General features: G+C 61.3%; 18 protein-coding genes and 1 pseudogene. 8 read left to right on the forward strand and 11 right to left on the reverse strand.

From position 1 onward, the window contains the following. Window positions 1-33: 33 nt before the first annotated feature. Entirely contained in the window at window positions 34-840 is an 807-nt protein-coding gene (locus ACTJLB_RS27260) for an IclR family transcriptional regulator (protein ID WP_020067605.1), read from the reverse strand. Between the two features lie 162 nt (window positions 841-1,002). Between ACTJLB_RS27260 and ACTJLB_RS27265 the strand changes: the two genes are divergently transcribed. The 4 genes from ACTJLB_RS27265 to ACTJLB_RS27280 all read left to right on the forward strand — a co-directional run bounded on the left by ACTJLB_RS27265 (window position 1,003) and on the right by ACTJLB_RS27280 (window position 4,565). Continuing rightward, the gene (locus ACTJLB_RS27265) at window positions 1,003-1,773 is read left to right on the forward strand and encodes an ABC transporter substrate-binding protein (RefSeq protein WP_020067606.1); all 771 of its coding nucleotides are present in this window, start codon (window positions 1,003-1,005) and stop codon (window positions 1,771-1,773) included. 82 nt (window positions 1,774-1,855) lie between these two features. Beyond that, window positions 1,856-2,512 (forward strand): amino acid ABC transporter permease, encoded by a 657-nt coding sequence (locus ACTJLB_RS27270; RefSeq protein WP_088176303.1) that lies wholly within the window; start codon window positions 1,856-1,858, stop codon window positions 2,510-2,512. Next, on the forward strand, window positions 2,509-3,267 hold the full coding sequence (locus ACTJLB_RS27275) for an amino acid ABC transporter ATP-binding protein (protein ID WP_088176304.1): 759 nt from the start codon (window positions 2,509-2,511) through the stop codon (window positions 3,265-3,267). Before ACTJLB_RS27270 ends, ACTJLB_RS27275 begins: the two co-directional genes overlap by 4 nt. 2 nt (window positions 3,268-3,269) lie before the next feature. Next, on the forward strand, window positions 3,270-4,565 hold the full coding sequence (locus ACTJLB_RS27280) for an NAD(P)/FAD-dependent oxidoreductase (protein ID WP_440785154.1): 1,296 nt from the start codon (window positions 3,270-3,272) through the stop codon (window positions 4,563-4,565). Window positions 4,566-4,769: 204 nt separating this feature from the next. Here the strand turns inward: ACTJLB_RS27280 and ACTJLB_RS27285 are convergent, their stop codons facing one another. From ACTJLB_RS27285 to ACTJLB_RS27310, 6 genes are all read right to left on the reverse strand, one after another. Beyond that, a complete protein-coding gene (locus ACTJLB_RS27285) occupies window positions 4,770-5,747 on the reverse strand; it encodes an aldo/keto reductase (protein ID WP_440785155.1) in 978 nt (325 codons plus the stop codon). Between the two features lie 93 nt (window positions 5,748-5,840). Beyond that, window positions 5,841-6,632 (reverse strand): IclR family transcriptional regulator, encoded by a 792-nt coding sequence (locus tag ACTJLB_RS27290; RefSeq protein WP_088176307.1) that lies wholly within the window; start codon window positions 6,630-6,632, stop codon window positions 5,841-5,843. 30 nt (window positions 6,633-6,662) lie between these two features. Next, on the reverse strand, window positions 6,663-7,478 hold the full coding sequence (locus ACTJLB_RS27295) for a sugar phosphate isomerase/epimerase family protein (RefSeq protein ID WP_440785156.1): 816 nt from the start codon (window positions 7,476-7,478) through the stop codon (window positions 6,663-6,665). Window positions 7,479-7,523: 45 nt separating this feature from the next. Further along, complete coding sequence (locus tag ACTJLB_RS27300) at window positions 7,524-8,390, reverse strand: intradiol ring-cleavage dioxygenase (RefSeq protein ID WP_440785157.1); 867 nt, start codon at window positions 8,388-8,390, stop codon at window positions 7,524-7,526. A 10-nt stretch (window positions 8,391-8,400) separates the two neighbouring features. Next, complete coding sequence (locus ACTJLB_RS27305; protein ID WP_440785158.1) at window positions 8,401-9,486, reverse strand: maleylacetate reductase; 1,086 nt, start codon at window positions 9,484-9,486, stop codon at window positions 8,401-8,403. Next, the gene (locus ACTJLB_RS27310) at window positions 9,486-10,085 is read right to left on the reverse strand and encodes a nuclear transport factor 2 family protein (RefSeq protein WP_088176311.1); all 600 of its coding nucleotides are present in this window, start codon (window positions 10,083-10,085) and stop codon (window positions 9,486-9,488) included. Before ACTJLB_RS27310 ends, ACTJLB_RS27305 begins: the two co-directional genes overlap by 1 nt. A 199-nt stretch (window positions 10,086-10,284) precedes the next feature. On the opposite strand from ACTJLB_RS27310, the gene ACTJLB_RS27315 reads away from it, so the two are divergent. The 4 genes from ACTJLB_RS27315 to ACTJLB_RS27330 all read left to right on the forward strand — a co-directional run bounded on the left by ACTJLB_RS27315 (window position 10,285) and on the right by ACTJLB_RS27330 (window position 14,757). After that, window positions 10,285-11,040: an SDR family NAD(P)-dependent oxidoreductase gene (locus ACTJLB_RS27315; protein ID WP_310357534.1), complete on the forward strand. Its 756-nt coding sequence runs from the start codon at window positions 10,285-10,287 to the stop codon at window positions 11,038-11,040. Window positions 11,041-11,100: 60 nt separating this feature from the next. Next, window positions 11,101-12,501: an MFS transporter gene (locus ACTJLB_RS27320; protein WP_440785159.1), complete on the forward strand. Its 1,401-nt coding sequence runs from the start codon at window positions 11,101-11,103 to the stop codon at window positions 12,499-12,501. A gap of 545 nt (window positions 12,502-13,046) precedes the next feature. Beyond that, window positions 13,047-13,274 (forward strand): HU family DNA-binding protein, encoded by a 228-nt coding sequence (locus ACTJLB_RS27325; protein ID WP_440785160.1) that lies wholly within the window; start codon window positions 13,047-13,049, stop codon window positions 13,272-13,274. 97 nt (window positions 13,275-13,371) lie between these two features. After that, window positions 13,372-14,757 carry an FAD-binding oxidoreductase gene (locus ACTJLB_RS27330; RefSeq protein WP_440785161.1) on the forward strand — a complete coding sequence of 462 codons (1,386 nt, stop codon included), beginning with the start codon at window positions 13,372-13,374 and terminating at the stop codon, window positions 14,755-14,757. A gap of 127 nt (window positions 14,758-14,884) precedes the next feature. Here ACTJLB_RS27330 and ACTJLB_RS27335 read toward each other — a convergent pair whose 3' ends face one another. From ACTJLB_RS27335 to ACTJLB_RS27350, 4 genes and pseudogenes are all read right to left on the reverse strand, one after another. Continuing rightward, window positions 14,885-15,721, reverse strand: coding sequence for a c-type cytochrome (locus ACTJLB_RS27335; RefSeq protein ID WP_440785162.1), 837 nt, complete (start codon window positions 15,719-15,721; stop codon window positions 14,885-14,887). Window positions 15,722-15,963: 242 nt separating this feature from the next. Then, a complete protein-coding gene (locus tag ACTJLB_RS27340) occupies window positions 15,964-16,983 on the reverse strand; it encodes an SGNH/GDSL hydrolase family protein (protein ID WP_440785163.1) in 1,020 nt (339 codons plus the stop codon). A 358-nt stretch (window positions 16,984-17,341) separates the two neighbouring features. Further along, on the reverse strand, window positions 17,342-17,821 hold the full coding sequence (locus tag ACTJLB_RS27345; RefSeq protein WP_392395090.1) for a PRC-barrel domain-containing protein: 480 nt from the start codon (window positions 17,819-17,821) through the stop codon (window positions 17,342-17,344). Window positions 17,822-18,106: 285 nt separating this feature from the next. Continuing rightward, window positions 18,107-18,485, reverse strand: a pseudogene (locus tag ACTJLB_RS27350) (excinuclease ABC subunit A); the annotation flags it as partial. Between the last annotated feature and the right edge of the window lie 61 nt (window positions 18,486-18,546).

Genomic DNA, 18,546 nt, shown 5'->3' on the forward strand with positions numbered 1-18,546 from the left:
CCGGACTGTTGCGATCGCGAGTCCCGACGACCGTTACTCCAGGGTCCGTATCGAATTGCTGATCCCTCTTGCGCAGTCGATAACGGCAGGTGCGAGTTTCTGTCGAGCGTCCTCAAACGTCCATCTGCTTGTTGGTGCAACGACATGCACGGCAGCCACGGGCCGCCCCTGACTGCCCACTACGGGCGCCGCGATCGACATGTCGCCGATGAACAGCTCCTCGCGGTTGGTCGCATAGCCTTGCTGACGAGCCTCGGCGAGTCTTTCGCCGAGCGCGGCGAGTTCCGTCACGGTGTTCGGCGTGAACGCCACCCGCTTCATCTGCTCGAGGCGCGCGAGCGCCTCGTCGGCGGGCAATGCGCTCAGAAACGCGCGCCCGCTGCCTGTGCAATACATGGGAATGCGGCTGCCGATGGGCATATGGATCGGCACGAACTTCGTCGACACGAAACGCGACACGTAGACCATCTCGTCGTCGTCCGGCTCGGTCAGGTTCGTCGTCTCGCCCGTGTTGTTGGTCAGTTCCGACAGGAAAGGATTCGCGACATCGATCAGCGTATCGGCGGCGAGATAGTTGAAGCCAATCTGCATCACGCGCGGCGTGAGCTGATAGCGGCGTGTCAACGGATGCTTGCGGATATAGCCGAGCTTTTCGAGTGTGTAGACCATTCGCTGCGCCGAACTCTTCGACATCGACGCCGCGTCCGCGACTTCAGCCAGCGTCATCGTGCGGCGCTTCGCGCTGAACGCGCGCAGCACGCTCAAACCCTTTTCCAGCGACTGGTTGAAGAGCAGGTCGGGGCCGTTCCTGGCACCGTCGTCTGCAGGCGAAATGTCCATTGCCGTCTCAACGTTGAACGAGATATCTCATCATAGCGTATCGAATATCGATACGCAAAAATCTGTTTGCGATTTTTTTGATTCGATTATCATGGTTTGGCGGTCACATAACGAAATCGCCAGTGCTCGTCGCTGACACGCTGGCCCTGTCTGGAGATATGCATGGTTACGTTCGCCAAACGCTTCACCCTGTTTTCAGCTGGTCTTGCCGCTTCTTTCGCGATTGCGTCGGGTGCCGCGCATGCCGCCGAACCGACCTACCGGATCGGCGCAACGGCCACGGGCGTGCCGTTCACGTTCCTCGACGTCAAGACGAACTCGATCCAGGGAATGATGGTCGACGCCATCTCCGCCGCCGGCCGCGAGTCCGGCTTCAAGGTCGATGTGCAGCAGAGCGTGTTCTCGGCGCTGATTCCGTCGCTGACCACGCAGAAGATCGACATCATTTCGGCCGCGATGCTGAAGACGCCGGCCCGCCAGCAGATCGTCGATTTCTCCGACACCGTCTATTCATACGGCGAAGGCCTCGTCGTGAAGGCGGACGACAAGGGCCATTACACGTCGATGGACGACTTCAAGGGCGAGGTGGTCGGCGCGCAGGTCGGCACCGCGTTCGTCGATGCGCTCAACAAGAAGGGCATCTTCAAGGAAGTGCGCACCTACGATTCCGTCGCGGACATCATGCGCGACGTCGCGCTCGGCCGCATCAAGGCGGGCTTCGCGGATCAGCCGATCGTGGCGTATCAGCTGCAGCAGGGTGCCAACACTCAGGTTCGGCTCGTGCCCGAGTATCAGTCGGCCGTGAAGGGGCAGGTGTGCTTCATCGTGCGTAAGGGCGACACCGCGACGCTCGAACAGCTCAACAGCGCGATCAGAAAGATGAAGGCCGACGGCACGCTGCAGCAGATTCTGCAGAAATGGCACATGAGCTGAACGGCACGCCGTATCGCAGCGTTATAACCTGTCCGCGCGGCATGAAGGCGCGGGCGATCTGCCAGGCGTATCAGGAGGCGCGATGTTTTTGCAGAACGCGATCGACTTTCTGCCAATCCTGCTGAAAGGCGCGGTCATCACCATCGAGATCACGGCTTGTGCGTTCGTGCTCAGTTCCGTTCTCGGCCTCGTGCTCGCGCTGATGAAGGTGTCGCGCAATCGTGCGCTATCGACGTTCGGCAGCACCGTGATCAATCTGATCCGCGGACTGCCCATCATCGTCCAGCTGTTTTATATCTATTTCGTGTTGCCCGACATGGGCATACAACTGTCCGCGTTTCAGGCGGGTGTGATCGGCCTTGGCATCGCGTACTCGGCGTATCAGGCGGAGAACTTCCGCGCGGGCATCGAAGCGATCGATCACGGACAGATCGAAGCAGCGCACGCAATCGGCATGCGTGGCCCGTTGATCATGCGACGCGTGGTGTTGCCGCAGGCGTTCAGAATCGCGCTGCCGCCGTATGGCAATACGCTCGTGATGCTGCTGAAGGATTCGTCGGTGGCGTCGACGATCACCGTCGCGGAAATCACGCGTGCCGGTCAACTGATTGCATCGTCGACGTTCCAGAACATGACGGTCTACACGCTCGTCGCGCTGCTTTACCTCGCGCTCAGCCTGCCGCTGATGTTCGGCGTCAACCAGTTGGGCAAGCAACTCGCGCTGAGGAAAAGCCGATGATCGAGATCAATGCGATACACAAGCGCTTTTACAACCAGGAAGTGCTCAAGGGCGTGAGCCTGAGCGTGAAGGCGGGCGAAGTGGTGTGCCTGATCGGCCCGTCGGGCTCGGGCAAGTCGACGGTGCTGCGCTGTATCAACGGCTTCGAGACCTATGACGCGGGCTCGATCACGATCGACGGCGTGCGTGTCGATGCGAACGCGAAGAACATCCACGAGTTGCGCATGCGCGTGGGCATGGTGTTTCAGCGCTTCAATCTGTTTGCGCATCGGACCGCGCTCGAAAACGTGATGGAAGGGCCCGTGTACGTGCGACGCACGCCGGTTGCGCAGGCGCGCGAGCAAGCGCGCCAACTGCTCGACAAGGTCGGGCTCTCGCATCGGATGAATGCGTATCCGTCGGAGCTGTCGGGCGGTCAGCAGCAGCGCGTCGCGATTGCGCGTGCGCTTGCGATGGAGCCCGAGGCCTTGCTGTTCGACGAACCGACGTCGGCGCTCGATCCCGAACTCGTCGGCGAAGTGCTCAACGTGATGCGTTCGCTCGCGCGCGACGGCATGACGATGGTCGTCGTCACGCATGAGATGGCCTTTGCGCGCGAGGTCGCCGACCGCGTGTGTTTCCTGCATGGCGGCACGATCTGCGAGACCGGGCCTGCGCGCGATGTGCTGACCGAGCCACAGCATCCGCGCACACAGGAATTCCTTCGGCGCCTGCTTTCGTCCAGCGACGCTCACGCCACTGCCAACCCGAACTGAACATGATCGAAGTGAAAGAAGGAGCGGCGCTGCCCGACTCGTTGTGGGCCGCGACGGCGCAGCCTGCGCCGGACACGCCGCCGCTGCGCGAATCGGCGTCGTTCGATGTGGCGATTGTCGGCGCGGGTTTTACTGGTTTGTCGACGGCTTTGCATCTGGCCGAGCGCGGTGTGAAGGTGTGCGTGCTCGACGCCGCCGAGCCGGGTTGGGGCGCGTCGGGCCGCAACGGCGGGCAGGTGATTCCTGGGCTCAAATACGATCCTGACGAACTCGTGCAGCGCTTTGGCGAAACCGCGGGCAATCGTCTCGTCGAGGTGGTCGGCGGCGCCGCGGATAACGTTTTCGATTTGATCGACAGGTACGGCATCGAATGCTCGGCGGTGCGGAGCGGCTGGATTCAACCGGCGCCATCGCGCGCGATGCTCGAAACTGTGACGCGGCGCGCGCGTCAGTGGGAAGCGCGCGGCGCGAAGGTCAGTCTGCTCGATGGCGCGGAAGTGTCGCGGCGGCTCGGCACGAAGAGCTACATCGGCGGATGGATCGATCATCGCGCGGGAAGTATTCAGCCGCTAAGCTATGTGCGCGGCCTTGCGCGCGCCGCGCAATCGCTCGGCGTCGCTGTACACGGGCGAACGGCTGTGTCCCGCCTGGTGCGTAATGAGGGCGGCTGGCGCGTCGGGACGCAGGGTGGGGCCAGCGTCGAAGCGCAGCAGGTCGTGGTCGCCACCAACGGTTATACGGGCGCCTTGTGGCCGGGTTTGCGGCAATCGGTGATCGCGGCGAACAGCTTTATCGTTGCGACGCGGCCGCTGCCGACCGGTATTGGCGATGACATTCTGCGCGGCGGCGAAGTCGCGTCGGATTCGCGGCGTCTACTGCTGTACTTCCGGCGCGATGCAGCGGGGCGTCTGCTGATGGGCGGACGGGGACCGTTCTCCGAGCCGAGCGCCAACGGCGACTGGGCGCATCTGGAACGCGCGGTCGAACTGATGTATCCGCAACTGAAGAAGATCGGCTATGAATATCGATGGGCCGGGCGTGTAGCGATCACCGCGGATTTTCTGCCGCACGTGCATGAGCCGGCGCCCGGGCTGAGCATCGCGCTTGGCTACAACGGACGCGGTATTGCGATGGCCACGACGGTCGGCAAGCATCTGGCCGAGCGCATGTGCAGCGGATCGGCTGCAGCGTTCCCGTTTGCAGTGACGCCCGTCAGATCGATTCCGTTTCATGGCCTGCAGCGTTTTTACATCACGGCGGGTGTGGCGTGGTATCGGCTGATGGACGCCATCGCATAAGACCAGCCGCTGAATCACGCATACATTCAGTGGCATGTTGTCACCTATGGTGCGGTCCCAGCAGCACGATCCTCCAGTGAAACGAACCGAAAGGCCGGGAGTCCAGACACTCCTGGATGTTTAATTGACTACCACGGGTCATTTCAGCCTCCTTCAAATGTCTCTCTGGCGAAGGCCTTTGTGATTGCTTGCGCCAACACGCGCTTAATCGTGCTTTTCCCAGTCCTTCGTCTTGCTCAGGAATGCGTCTATCTCATGCCAGAACTGATCGGGAAGGTTTTCAGAGAGTCGTGCGAATGACTCGTTGAATTCATCCGAAGTCTTTGCACCGAAAACGATCGTGCTTACAGCCGGATGCCGCAGCGGAAAAAGCAGGGCAGCGGTAGCCAGCGGCACGTCGTGGCGCCGGCAAATGCATTCGAGTCCTTCCGTTTGCGATAGGACTTGCCGTGTCGCGGGGCGCATGTTGTAGAAGGCGTCTGGGCGGGAACCGGTCGCGAGAATGCCCGAGTTGAATGGCGACGCGGCGATCCACGCAATGCCTTTCTCGACGCAGTGCTCCAGCAATGCGGTGCTGCGCGTGCGAAGCAACGAGTATTCTCCGGCGGGCATGACGACATCGACGTCGGCCATCTCGGCGAAGTCCAGACAGGCCTGCCAGTCCATGCTGGCGACACCTATCGCGCCGACCACTTTTTCGTCCTTGAGGCGCTGCAACGCCGGAAACGCACCTTCGACGGCCGTCTTGAGTTCTTCGCGATACGCTGTCTGGGCAAAGCCGGGATCGAGGTCGTGAATAAAAACCGCATCAAGACGATCGACCTTAAGTCGCGACAGACTGCGCTCGACCGATCGGAGCGTCGTATCGTATGTGTAATCCAGGTAGAAGTCGCTACCGCCTGGCAGCGAGCTTGCGCCAGGCTGGCTCAAGTACCTGCCGAGCTTCGTCGATACATAAAGCTCTTCTCGCGGATACGCTGCCAGCGCCGCACCAAGGCGTTGCTCGCTTTCACCGCCAAGATAAGCCGCTGAGGTATCGAAATATCGAACACCGCTCGCCCACGCTGCATGAATCATATTGAAGAACGCCTGCTCACCCGCGGCGTTCGCGAGGCTGCCAGCTCCGACTCCCACCCGAGGAAGCAGAACGGCTCCGTTCCGCTTTGCAATTCGTGCGTTCATTAAATTCGTTATCCTTGATAAATAGTTCAAAGAATCGCAAGCAATTTTGTGGCGGCCACGAGGACTTCGGCCGCCGAAAATGTGTCAGCGGACTTAGCTGGTATGTTCGTTTGCGGCGATGTAATCGCGCCGCACGCGTTCCGCGGCGGCCTGGAGAACAGCGACGGCTCGTGCACCGACACGTTCCGAATAACGCACCGACGGAATCGCGACGTTCAGCGATCCGAGCGGAAATCCCGACGACGACAACACCGGCACGCCCACGCCGACGATGCCCGGCGTGTATTCGTCCATCGAATAGGCGGCTCCGGTCTGTCGGATCGTTTCAATCTGTGCGAGCAGCGCCTTCTTGGCCGTGATCGTGTTGGGTGTGATGGCTTGCATTTTCACGGTCTTGATGTACTCGCTGCGCATCTGATCCGGAAGAAACGCGAGAATCACCTTTCCACCCGACACTGCATAAAGCGGCGCAAGATCGCCGAGTCGCAGATGCGATACCAACCGTTGCGGGCTGGTCACCGTCGCAACGACTTCCACCTGATCGCCCTTGAGTTGATTGAGCGCGCACGACTCCAGCGTCTGCTGCGTGATCTCTGCCAGCACCGGCTGCGCGCAACTGACGAGCGAGCGGCTATGTGTGGACTGTTGAGAAAGCCGGATCAGCGCTTCGCCGAGGCGATAACCCTTGGTCACAGGGACGAATTCGACAAAGCCACGAGCCGTAAGATTCTTGAGTAGCTTGGTCAGCGAACTCTTCGGTATGTCCAGCGCTTCTGCGATTTCCGTGTGGGACATCTCGCGTCCCCATCTCGCGAGCAACTCGATCACGTCGAGCACGCGATCCGCCGACTTCACCACTCCATTCGTTTCATCTTCCAACAGCATATCCGGCTCCAGTTTACGTATGGAAACATACTAGCACCAGGATACTGGACCAGCGAGGAACGTTCGCATATGCGCGTGGATGCGTCTCGCTTGCTCGTCGAACGGCAGGCCACGCAGCTCGAGCGTCGGCGCCTCGACGGCGAGGGGAAGATCGGCCCGCAGTTTCGACAGCAACTCGCGCAGCGGTAATTCGCCATCGCCAGGCAGCAGCCGGGACGTCCTCGCTTCCTGTCTCCGTGCTTCGAGAGACTGCGGTGCGGCGCCCGGTCCGTCGCAAATCTGGATGTATTCGATCAGCGCCGGGTCGATTGCACCGATCCGCTCGCATGTCGCGCCCGAGCGGAAGAATTGCAATGCGTCAATGAGTATCCGCGCGTTTGCCTGTCCGCTGGCTTGCACGACCTCTAGTGCCTCGGCGGGCGTGCCTACCGCGCAGTACGTGATGGCCTCGAGTCCGACCGAAAGGCCGAAACCGTCTGCCGCTTCGCAAAGACGGCCGAAGTTGTCCCGCAGGCGACCGCGTTCGGTGTCGTTTCCGACGCAGAGTACGTGCTGCGCGCCGAGCATATGACCCGCTTCGAGTGCAGGCAATAGTGACTCGACATTCGTCTGCGGACTCAGCCAGATGGCTTCGATATCCAGCAGCCTGACGCCGGTTGCGTCGAGGCGCGCGCGTAGCTCGCGGATGAGGGCGGGATTGTTCGCGACGTCCACGATCGTATCCGCAGCGGTAGGCGCGACCAGCCGCAAGCCGCAATATTCAAATCCCGCAGCGGCGGCTGCATCGACGAGTTGCAGCGGATGCGCATCAAGGATAGTCAGATGATGCAACGACAGTTCATGCATGGGAACGCGTCCATAACTTAAAAGATGGCTCGTGGCGCATAGAAATCAGTTTTGCGGCGGTAGCACGAAATCATAGGCAAGCAGGGCACCCGGAACATCGACGCGATGTCCTGCCGGACTCAGCCCCGGTGCGAGCGGCACCAGCGGCTCGATCAGTGCGTCCTTCACGCCGAACACGACGTCCGAATCCAGGTAGACGTCGCCGCTCACGAACACGTGCGTAACGAGCGTCTCGAAGCCGGGTGCACTGACGCGAAAGTGCACGTGAGCCGGGCGGTAAGGATGGCGTCCCTGTGCATCGAGCATGCGGCCAACCGGGCCGTCGTTCGGAATCGGATAGGCCGCGGGCACGATCGAGCGATACCAGAACGCCCCGTCTGCATCGGTCAGGAAGCGCGCGCGCATGTGCAGCTCCGTTTTGCCTGCCGCCCTTTGCACATCATAGAAGCCGTGGCTGTCCGCGTGCCACGTCTCGACCAGTGCACCCGCGATCGGCTTTCCGTTCAGATCGCGTACGGTGCCTTCCACCAGCAGAGGCTCGCCCGGCTCGCCATCTGCGATAGAAGCGCCGAGCGGAAGCGCAGCGGCTTCCTCGACATAGAACGGACCGAGCACAGTGGTTTGCGTCGCGTCGCCCGGATAGCGATGATTGATCGCGTCGACCAGCATCGATACACCGAGGGTGTCGGATAGCAGAATGAACTCCTGCCGGGTGTCGGTGCACATTTGCCCCGTCTGTGTGAGAAAGCGGATCGCAGCGGCCCATTCGTCCTCGGTAGGTTCTATCTCCTTCACGAACGCATGCAGATGACGAACGAGCGCATCGCTGATCTGGTGCACACGTTTGCTCGTGCTTCCCGCAAGACGCTCGATGACGGCTGCCGTGATGTTGTCTTCGTTGAAGTTGCGCATCGCGTACTCCTCACAGCGAATCGGGTTGTGGTGCTGCGCCGCGCCATGCCCTTTCGAGCATCGCCCTGATCGACTCATAGTCCGGCGTGCGCGGGTTTGCATAAGTCTCCTGCAGCACCAGTTCGGCCGCACGACCGAGGTCTTCGTGCCGCATGCCGATTTCAGCAAGAGACTGGGGAACATGCAGCGTGGCCGCGAGCGCGTGCAGTCCAGTCCATGCATTATCGGCGTCAAGCGCGCGTGCAATGCGACGCATTGCATGCGGTACCGCGCCAGCCTGATAAGCGACGACGTGCGCAAGCATGACCGCATGCGTGTCGGCATGCGGCAGATCAAAGGTGCCACCGAGCACATGACAGACCTTATGATGCAGTGCCATGCCGACAGAGGCGAGGCAGGTCCCGCACAACCACGCGCCGTATTGTGCGCGGCTGCGCGCATCACGACTCGCGGGATTGGCGAGAATCTCGGGCAACGCGGCGGCGAGGGCCGCGATACCCTGTTCAGCCTTGATCGACGTGACCGGATTGGCGTCGACGGAATAGAGCGCTTCCACCGCGTGAGCTATCGCGTTGAGACCGCTGGTCGCCGACAAGCGCGCGGGCAGCGTCAGGGTGAGGTCGACATCGTAGATCGCGACTTCCGGCAGCACGTCGAGCGTGCGACGTGTACGTTTCTGGCCGTCCTGCGTCTCGCCGATGATCGGTGTGACTTCAGAGCCGGCGTAGGTGGTGGGCAGGGCGATTTGCGGCAGGCCGGTGCGAAGTGCAAGCGCTTTCGCGAGGCCTATCGCCGAGCCGCCGCCCACGGCTATCAAGGAGTCGACGCCGCTCTCCTGCACGACTGCAAGTGCACGCGATGTCACATCCCATGGCGTGTGCATCGCGGCCTCGGGAAAGATATGAGCCGACGAAGCGGAGAACAACGACGCGATGGCGCCAGCCAAATCCTTCTGCTCCGGCGTGGAGACGATCAACGGACGTGCGCAGCCCAGTTGCCGCGCCACTTCAGGCGTTTCCCGACGCCTGCCCGCGCCGAACAGCACGCGCGAAGGCAGCGCGTGGTAATCGAAGCGCACCGGTAGGACGTCCTCCATCACAGTGCTCCGCTTTGCAGATAATGGCGGCCGCGCGCATAGAGCGCTTCGACTTCCGTGCCCGTCAGCGTCGGCATATCGCGTTTGACCTTGTAGCCGATTCGGGTCTGCATGTACGCGAGATGCCGGTAACCAGCGGGAAACTCGGCCAGCAGCGCCGCATCGAGAACGGGACGGGCGTCCGGCCTGACCGGATCCAGACGATCCTTCTCGTAGATGGGCTGACGAAGCAGCAGCAGCCATCGGTCGTCGACCTTCTCGAAGAAGTCGTAGAAGCGGCCGGTACACACGACGTCGCATAACGTGCCTTCGACTTCTCCACGCTGCGAAATGGTCATCTTGGTCTGCGCGACGGCACGCGAGCCGTTCACTTCGATCGACGTGCCGCCCAGAAAATGCAGAATGCTCACGCCGTTCGCCCAGCCGGCCTTCGTCACTTCAATAAACTCCCGGCCGCTTCCCTGAAACCACGTCGCCATCATGCGGCCGTCCGGATGCCAGAGCGTCGCGAAACGCTCCCAGTCACCCGCATCTCGCCATACCGCCCAGTTTTCGATCGTCTCACGAATCGTCAATCGGTCAATCATCGCCTGTTCCATCTATTGCTCCTACATGTTTATGTATAGAAATTAGTTTCTATGGTGGTACTCATAACACTTCGTGGTCAAGCGGTTTTTGCCGCGAACCGGGACATTCCCTGGTTTGTTCCCGTATGTGAATGAACGGCGGCATCACCGTTGACGAGTCGAAATCTCGTTTCTAGTATGGGAACCAGGTTATATGGAGGAACAGACAAACATGGAAATGCAACCGCTAAAGCAACGAAGATTCGAGGCACGCACGGCGATCGTGACGGGCGCCGCGCGCGGCATCGGGCGCGGCATCGCACAGCGTCTTGCAGAGGAAGGCTGCCGGATCGCCTGCTGGGATAACGATGTTTCATCGCTCGAATCAGGCGACGGCTCGTTCGCGGCGCTTGTCCAGGATGTCGATCTTGCAGACGCGCGTGCCGTCGAGGCGGCGTTCGCCGCCACGCTCGAGTCGTTCGGTCATGTCGACATAGTCGTGAACAACGCCGGCATTAACGGACCGGTCGTTCCGATCGAAGACTATCCGGTCGACGCATGGAACCGCGTCCTCGCGGTAGATCTGAATAGCGTGTTCCACACCTGCCGCCTCGCCGTGCCGCACATGCGCGCACGCGGCGCGGGACGCATCGTCAACGTGGCGTCGATCGTAGGCAAGGAAGGGCATCCGAACATTTGCGCTTATTCCGCAGCGAAGGCGGGTGTCATCGGTCTGACGAAATCGATCGCGCGCGAGCTGGCCGGGACGGGCGTCATGGTCAATGGCATCGCGCCTGCGATCACCGAAACTGATCTTTTCCGGGAGATGACGGAGGAGCACATCGAGGCCAGCAAAGCGCGTATTCCGATGGGGCGGTTTTTGACCGTTCCGGAAATCGCCGCGATGGTGGCGTGGATCGCAAGCGACGAATGCAGTTTCACGACCGGCTTCACCTTCGACCTGTCAGGCGGCCGCGCGACATATTGAGCGCGCAACGCTACGCGAGTTCTGTTCGCGATCATCGACAAGACACACGCAGGAGACGAAATGGCATCTACGCATCTGCAGAGCAGCAATCAGGCACGAACCGCCACCGCGAGCGCGTGGATCGGCTCTGCGCTCGAGTACTACGACTACTTCATCTACGCGCAAGCCGCCGCACTGGTTTTTCCGCAACTTTTCTTTCCTTCCGAGGACGGTCGCGTTGCGATCGCTGCGTCGCTTGCGACCTATGGCGTCGGCTATCTCGCACGACCAGTCGGCGCATTTGTGCTCGGCCGTCGCGGTGATACGCATGGCCGCAAGAATCTGCTTCTCACCTGCATGTTCATGATGGGGTTGTCGACGCTCGCCGTCGGTCTTCTGCCGACATTTGCGCAAGTGGGCTTCGCAGCGCCGATCCTGCTTGTGATCTTGCGCCTCATCCAGGGCTTCGCGGTCGCCGGGGAGATATCGGGTTCGAGTTCGCTCGTGCTCGAGCATGCGCCGCTCGGCCGTCGCGGCTATTTTGCAAGTTATGCGATGCAGGGCGTGACCGCCGGCCAGGTGTTCGCTGCGGCCATCTTCATGCCGCTCGCTTACTATCTGCCCGAGAAGCAGTTCCTGGCGTGGGGTTGGCGCGTACCGTTCCTGCTGAGCGTGCTCGTACTGGTGGCCGGTTATGTAATCCGGCGGAAAGTGTCTGAGACGCCGGCTTTCGTCGATGAAGCGCAACATCGGCAGATTCCCGCGTCGCCCGTCAAGGAAGCGTTACGCGATGGCTGGCGGGATATCGTCCGCATCGCGGCAATCGCATTGATTGCGATCATCCTGGCGGTGACTTCGATCTTTGGCGCGGCGTATGCGGTGCAGCCCGCTTACGGTATCGGTCTTTCAAAAGGCTTCTTTCTCTGGATTCCGCTGCTCGCCAATCTGACTGCAATATTCTTCATTCCCTTCGCAGGCAGTCTGTCCGATCGATGGGGACGCCGGCCACTCATCATATTCGGTGCGCTTGCCTCGGGCTTGCTGTCATATGCGTATCTCTATGCGATCAGTCTGCACAATGCCATGCTGGCGATCGTCATCGCGATTGTGATGTGGGGCGTGGTGTATCAATGCTTCAACGCGGTCTATCCGAGCTTCATGCCCGAACTGTTCCCGACGCGTATCCGGGTTACCGCCATGGCGATCGGCCAGAACATCGGCACGGCCATTACCGCAATCCTGCCGGCGTTCATCGCAGCCGCCGTGCCGCCCGGCACCCAGCACATTCCGTTAATCGTGGGGACGATCACGCTGACCGTCTGCGGCATCGGCGCGCTAGGCGCATGGACGGCGCGCGAAACTTATCGGCTGCCCGTCAACGCGCTTGGGCATCGAGATGCATCGCCGATCAGTCAGGAGGAATACGACAGCCTGCGTACGGACACTCGCAGGAAGAAAACCGCGTCCAATGTTCCTGTTTGACGGCGCTCTCCGTGTGCCGCGGTTCGCGTCAGCCGACGGGCGGCTTTGATTTGAGGACAGGCGGTTAAGGTCGGCGAAGTCGGCGACGTCCGCTACGGCGTCCTACTGGTTCGGTCCACTGGCTCAAAATTAGCGAATGGCGGTTCTTGCTTCGGAAGCTGTCTTGCCCGGTCGCTACGCGCAATGACGGCTTCGGGTCCGATTTCAGTCAATTGGTTTTGGACACGGGCTCATCGTTGAACTCAGAAGACGCAAAAATAGACGAGCGGACCGCCGTTTCCTCATGCCTATCAAAAATTAGTATTGTTATGAAAGCATGGTCGTGGGAGGAGAGAAAGCCGTCACGAATGCGCGTGCTTACGCTCCGGTCCTGTGATTGCGGCGTTGAGTAGCCCCCGGAACTAACTGACGCAACGGTCACCCCGATGAAGGGGACGTGGATCAACGGACCGCAACCGGTGCGGGTTCCGGAGTCCACCAATTGCGCGCACGCCCGCGGATCGGGTAGGGTATCAACTTCACTTCATGCCCTTGCAAGCCAAACAATGAACAGGCAGGAACTGATCGATGCGGTCGCCGGGAAGACGGGCTCCACGAAGGCACAGACTGCTGGAACACTGGATGCGCTGATCGGCATCGTCACGACGGCAGTGACGAAGGACGGTACTGCAATGAACGGGTTCGGCTCGTTTTCAACGGGTCAACGTGCCGCCAGGACTGGACGCAATCCCGCCACCGGCGAAGCGATCCAGATCAAGCGAGCGCGTTCATGACGGGCTCGGACCTGGTGATAGACGGCGGGCTACACCATCTGGTGAACGGTCGTGAGCGTACGCTATCGGAAACACACATCTGGGATGGAAACCTGACATGTCGAAATCGACAGTAATCGATGCGCTGCTCGCCGAGCTCGGCGCTGATGTCGTGCAGTTGCCGGCCGAGTTCGGCAGCCGGAAACTACATGACTGGAGTGGGTTGCCCGGCGCGGTGCCGACTGCCCTGATCCGGCCGCGCAGTACGGAAGACGTCGCCAGGGCGTTGCGCGTGTGCCATGCGTTCTCTCAGCCCGTCGTGACGCAGGGCGGCCTGACCGGTCTTGTCGGCGGAGCGAACGCGCTCGGCGGCGAGGTGGCGCTGAGCCTCGAGCGGATGAACCGGATTGTCGAAGTGGATCGCACCTCGGCGACGATGACGGTCGAAGCGGGCGTGCCTTTGCAGGTCGTTCAGGAGGCGGCGCTCGATGCGGGCTTCTATTTTCCGCTCGACCTCGGCGCGCGTGGCAGCTGCACCATCGGCGGCAACCTCGCGACCAATGCGGGCGGCAATCGTGTGATCAAGTACGGCATGATGCGCGACCAGGTGCTCGGCATCGAAGCCGTGCTCGCCAACGGCGAAGTGACGAGCGGCATGCACAAGATGATCAAGAACAATAGCGGCTACGATCTGCGGCATCTGCTGATCGGCAGCGAGGGCACGCTCGCGGTGATCACGCGGGCAGTGCTGCGCCTGCGTCCACGGCCGACGGCCGTCGCCACCGCATGGTGCGCATTGCCCGACTACGACGCAGTAACGAAACTGCTGGCCTGCTCTCAGGCGCAGCTGTCCGCTGGCGTGTCCGCTTTCGAGGTGATGTGGGCGGGCTATTACGACGCGGTGCTGGCGAATCTCCCGTTACGTGCGCCGCTGGACAAACACTATCCTTACTACGTGCTGCTCGAAAGTGTGGGCAGCGATCCCGAGCGGCATGCCGAGGCATTCGAGGCGTTTCTCGGCGACATGCTCGAAGCGGGCGTGGTCAGCGATGCGGCGCTTGCGCAGTCCGAAGCGGATGCGCAGGCTTTCTGGACGATTCGCGATGCGCCCGGCGAGTATCCGAAGTTTATTCCGCACCACAGCGCGTATGACGTGAGCTTCTCAATCAGTGACGTCGGCCAGGTGGCCGCACATTGCGAGCAACGTCTGCAGGAACGGTGGCCTGATGCGCTAGTCATGATCTATGGGCACCTTGGCGACGGCAACCTCCATATTGTTGTCGATATCCCCGGTTCGGAAGGGCGATTGCACGACGAGATCGACCGTGTGATCTACGACGTAACGCGCGAATTTCACGGCTCGGTGTCCGCCGAGCACGGCATCGGCGTCAAGAAGAAGGCTTACCTCGGCCATACGCGCAGCGACGCGGAGATTACTGCAATGCGGCTCATTAAGACGGCGCTGGATCCGCGCTCGATCCTCAATCCCGGAAAGATCTTCTAATGATGCGCGAGCTCTTTCCACTAGACCCTCGCAACAATCCTCGTGATGCAGCGGAATGCCCGGCAACATCATGTCCATGCAGGTGAAGTACTACTCCGCACCGCGCACAAACCTAAACTCGCATGCGTTACTCGCCAACCTTCCGCTGCGCCATATACGCAAGGTAGGCGACGATCAGATCGATCTCGCGATCGCTCAGCTGGTCCCGCGGGAAAGCGGGCATGGTGCGGCCGGGCCAGTCTCGAACCGATGCCGGATTGCGAATGTAGCGGCGCAATGCAGCGGGCTGGAAGTACTCGACTGGATTCATCGGCACGTTGAGGTCGGGGCCGGTGTCCGCGCTCCCCGCGTGATTGAGCCGATGACAGGCGAGACACTGAGTGATGAACAGGCCTTGGCCCGCGCGAACCGGATCGGTTGCCGGTAGCGCCGGATCGACGGCGAGCACCGGCCAACGCGTGGATGGAGACGGTTGCGTAGCAAGTTTCGCGATCTGATAAGGCCACTGCTCGCTGCGCACGGACGCCGCTTCCCTGCCGACCCAGACCAGGTAGAACGGTCCCGCACTGACCGACTTGCCCGGCAGGTTCGGCCATGGCTTCACCGGGTCCTCGACCGCGAGCCATGCGACGGCTGTCGCTGGATCGCGGTTACTCACGAGGTCCATCGGTAATTGTGCGGCGAAGCCGTCGGTTGCACGTGCCTCGAGCACGCTGTCCGCAGGTAGCCTGGTACTGTCGAGCAGGTCGGCCAGCGGCACTGCGCGGTATGTCGTCGACGTACCGTAGGCGACATCTCGCGGAACATGAATCTCCGCGGCATCGGGGCGCGCCAGCAATGCCGCACGGCTAAACGACCGAGTACTGCCGCCTATCGTAAGTTCGATCATGGGTTGCGCGGCTGCACAATGCCCTATGACGTCAAGCGTCAGTAGCAATACCGCAAACAACACGCGTTTCGACATCTGTTCTCCGTTCATTGGTGCCGCCGGCGACGTCGGCAGTGAAAATCGCCGACGCCATCAGTTCATTCGGCACCGGTGAGCGGATTATGTCAGCTGCGGCGAAGCGTCGGTAGCGCGCGCGTTTGCCTCGCTGGACAACGTCTCCACGCGATCACTCGCTGCGCGACGCGATAGCCCAGACGCGATCGGACAGAATGCTAGAGAACTCGACGATGCTGCCGGTGAGTCATCATGCTCCCGGCTCAGTGACCCAGACCGCGGCTGGCGATCTGCTGCTCCACGTACTGGGCGAACAGCGTGTGCAGATGCGTCGTCGGATGAAGGTCGTCGGCGAACATGTATGTCTGGTCCGCGTTGGCGGTCACGTAGGTTGGCGGCGAGCACAGCAATGCCGTGGCATGGGGCGTTTTCGTAGGATCGCAGGCGACGCTGGTGTTCGACACGGCGAAGCCATTGGCCTTGAAGTTCGCGACGATCTGGTTCATCCAGCTGTAAGAATCGATCTGGATGACCTTGCCTTGCAGGCCATTGCTTTGCAAGGCCGCGTTCAGGCTACCGTTGAAGAGTTGCGACAACTGGGCAAGGTTGGCCCCACCGTCGGCCGAGGCAAGCCCTTTGGGCGACAGACCGATGTTTGGAACATTGACCACCACGATATGCGTGGCGCCGTTCTGTGCAATCTGCCCGACGACCTCAGCCAAAGTAGTCGCCGCCGTCTCCACGGTCTGCGCAGCGGCCGGCAGCGCCCCGGCGCGAAGCACATCGTTCGCGCCGGCCCAGACGAGCACCAGTTGATTGGTGTTAAAGCTCCGGTGAGCGGCCAGATAGCGCGACACCTGCTGAGTGACGGGCATCTCGACGTTGCCGATCACTTCGGTTAGAAAGTCGGACTGGTTTGCCGGCGTTGCCACCGTGGCACCACCTTCCGCATAGCCGAGGCCGCTCTGCGCACTGAGCTTATGCGTGAAGTCGATCGTGTACGCAGCGCTTAGCGTATCTCCGTAGTATTGCGCAACATCCTGAGTCCACACTTGTCCGGGATTGGTCGTGAAACGCCCCCCGCCAACCGCGCTTGCGATCGGTGCATAGGTCCCAACGTCCGAAAGACTGTCGCCGAACGAGACAATCTGCAGATTGATGCCGCCTGCAGGTGTGGCCGCGCTGCCATTACTCGAACTGTCTCCGTTCCCGCCGCATGCCGATAGCACTGAGATCGCCACGGCAAAAATTGCTGCACGTACCTTGTCATTTATTCCTCGCATCGCCACGTCTCCTTAACGACTCGTGGAGCCGCGGCCACCATCGCGCCTTATCGCGCGTCGCTCTCCCGATAAGTACTGTTCGGAGCAAAAACTGTGCGCTATTGCGATTTGACTACCGGCGTGCCACGGCAGCAAGCATCGAATGGAAGACGCGACCGCGCTACGATGTCGTAGACCGAAGTAATGTCGTCACTGTGCCGTGTCCATGCGACGCCAGTCGCTATTGATGGGTCAGTTCGAGGATCAGGTGAGGCTTCCGCCGATCGTCGCACCGAAACTGTCCTGTGAAAGTACGCAGAAACGGGTGTTGCCTCGATGCGAAGCGCGTCGCCGTCGTCGACCGCGTTCGCGGCCAATGTCAGCCCTTGGCATATTCGAACTCGGGCAGTTTTTTCAGCGCATCCTTGTTTGCGCCGACCACGATTGCCTTCGGCGCTATCTGCTTGAACTGCTGAATGGGGATGGCGACGCGGTGCGCCGCCATCCCCAGAAAGCCGCCGACGTCGATAATCGCGGCCGAGAGCGAGCCATCGGGCGCGACAATCAGGTCGTCGACGCGGCCGATCTTTTCGTTCTTTTCGTTGTAGACATCAGTATGAATAATCTTCGATGCGCGCCAGCCTCTTGCGACCAGCTGTGCTTCGGTGACGGTCACGCCGAGCGTCGCCTTGCCGGCGATGGGCGCGTCCTGCGCGGTCGCGCCGCTGGCCACAAAGCCACCAGCGGATAGCGCAAGGATGAATGTCGACAGCCTTGCGGCCGATGCGAGGTTAGTCTTCATGGCGTTCTCCAGAATGCGAAACGGGGTACGTGGACGCCGGACCCAGGATGCGCCCATCAGTGCAACGGTGTGTTTTGCTTGTCGCGAAAGACGGCGCTGCGCCAATTCCAGTTAAGCTACGCCCGCGAGGCGCGCTCTTCTTTCGAGTCCCTGCCCAAAAGTGTCGAATTCCTGCGTTTGTTGGGCTCACCGATCCAGTCGAAAGCGCATCGCCGGATCGTAGGCGGTGATGCGCAAGGCGGAAAGCGCGGGGCGCGGTGAAATGCTGCTGCGTCTGAAAGCCCACGCGTGCCGCGATATCGATCAGCGGAAGGCTCCCTTCCGAAAGCATCGACTGCACATCGCGCAGAACATCGGCGGCCTCTGCAGACAGTGGCCGGTGCGCGAAGAGAGCATACGCGCGAGGCTCGAAAACGTCGTCACGCTGCGGACCGAGGAGCGCGTGCTCGGCGCGCCGCGCTGCTGCGAAGTGCGACTGCGGGTGCAGGCATTCGATCGCGTCGACCTCGGGCACGCCGACCTGTTCGATCAGCCGTCACGCGTAAGGCGCGACGACTCGAATAGCGCCGCTGCGCCTCCGCGTAGGGCGTGCCGATGCGAGCGACGGCTTCCCCGCGCCCGACACGCCGGCAAATCAGACGAGCGCGTCGCGCGGGATATCGACATTCACGTTCTTGAGGTTGTGTTCCGGCGCGCATCGTACGCGCACGAAGCCGCGCAGGCTTGATGCAGTTTTTCGACGGGCAGGGTGTTCATGCGTTGCGACACGAGGAAGTCAGCAC

The organism is Paraburkholderia sp. 22098, from assembly GCF_052045935.1.
In the GTDB taxonomy this organism is placed as follows: domain Bacteria; phylum Pseudomonadota; class Gammaproteobacteria; order Burkholderiales; family Burkholderiaceae; genus Paraburkholderia; species Paraburkholderia caledonica.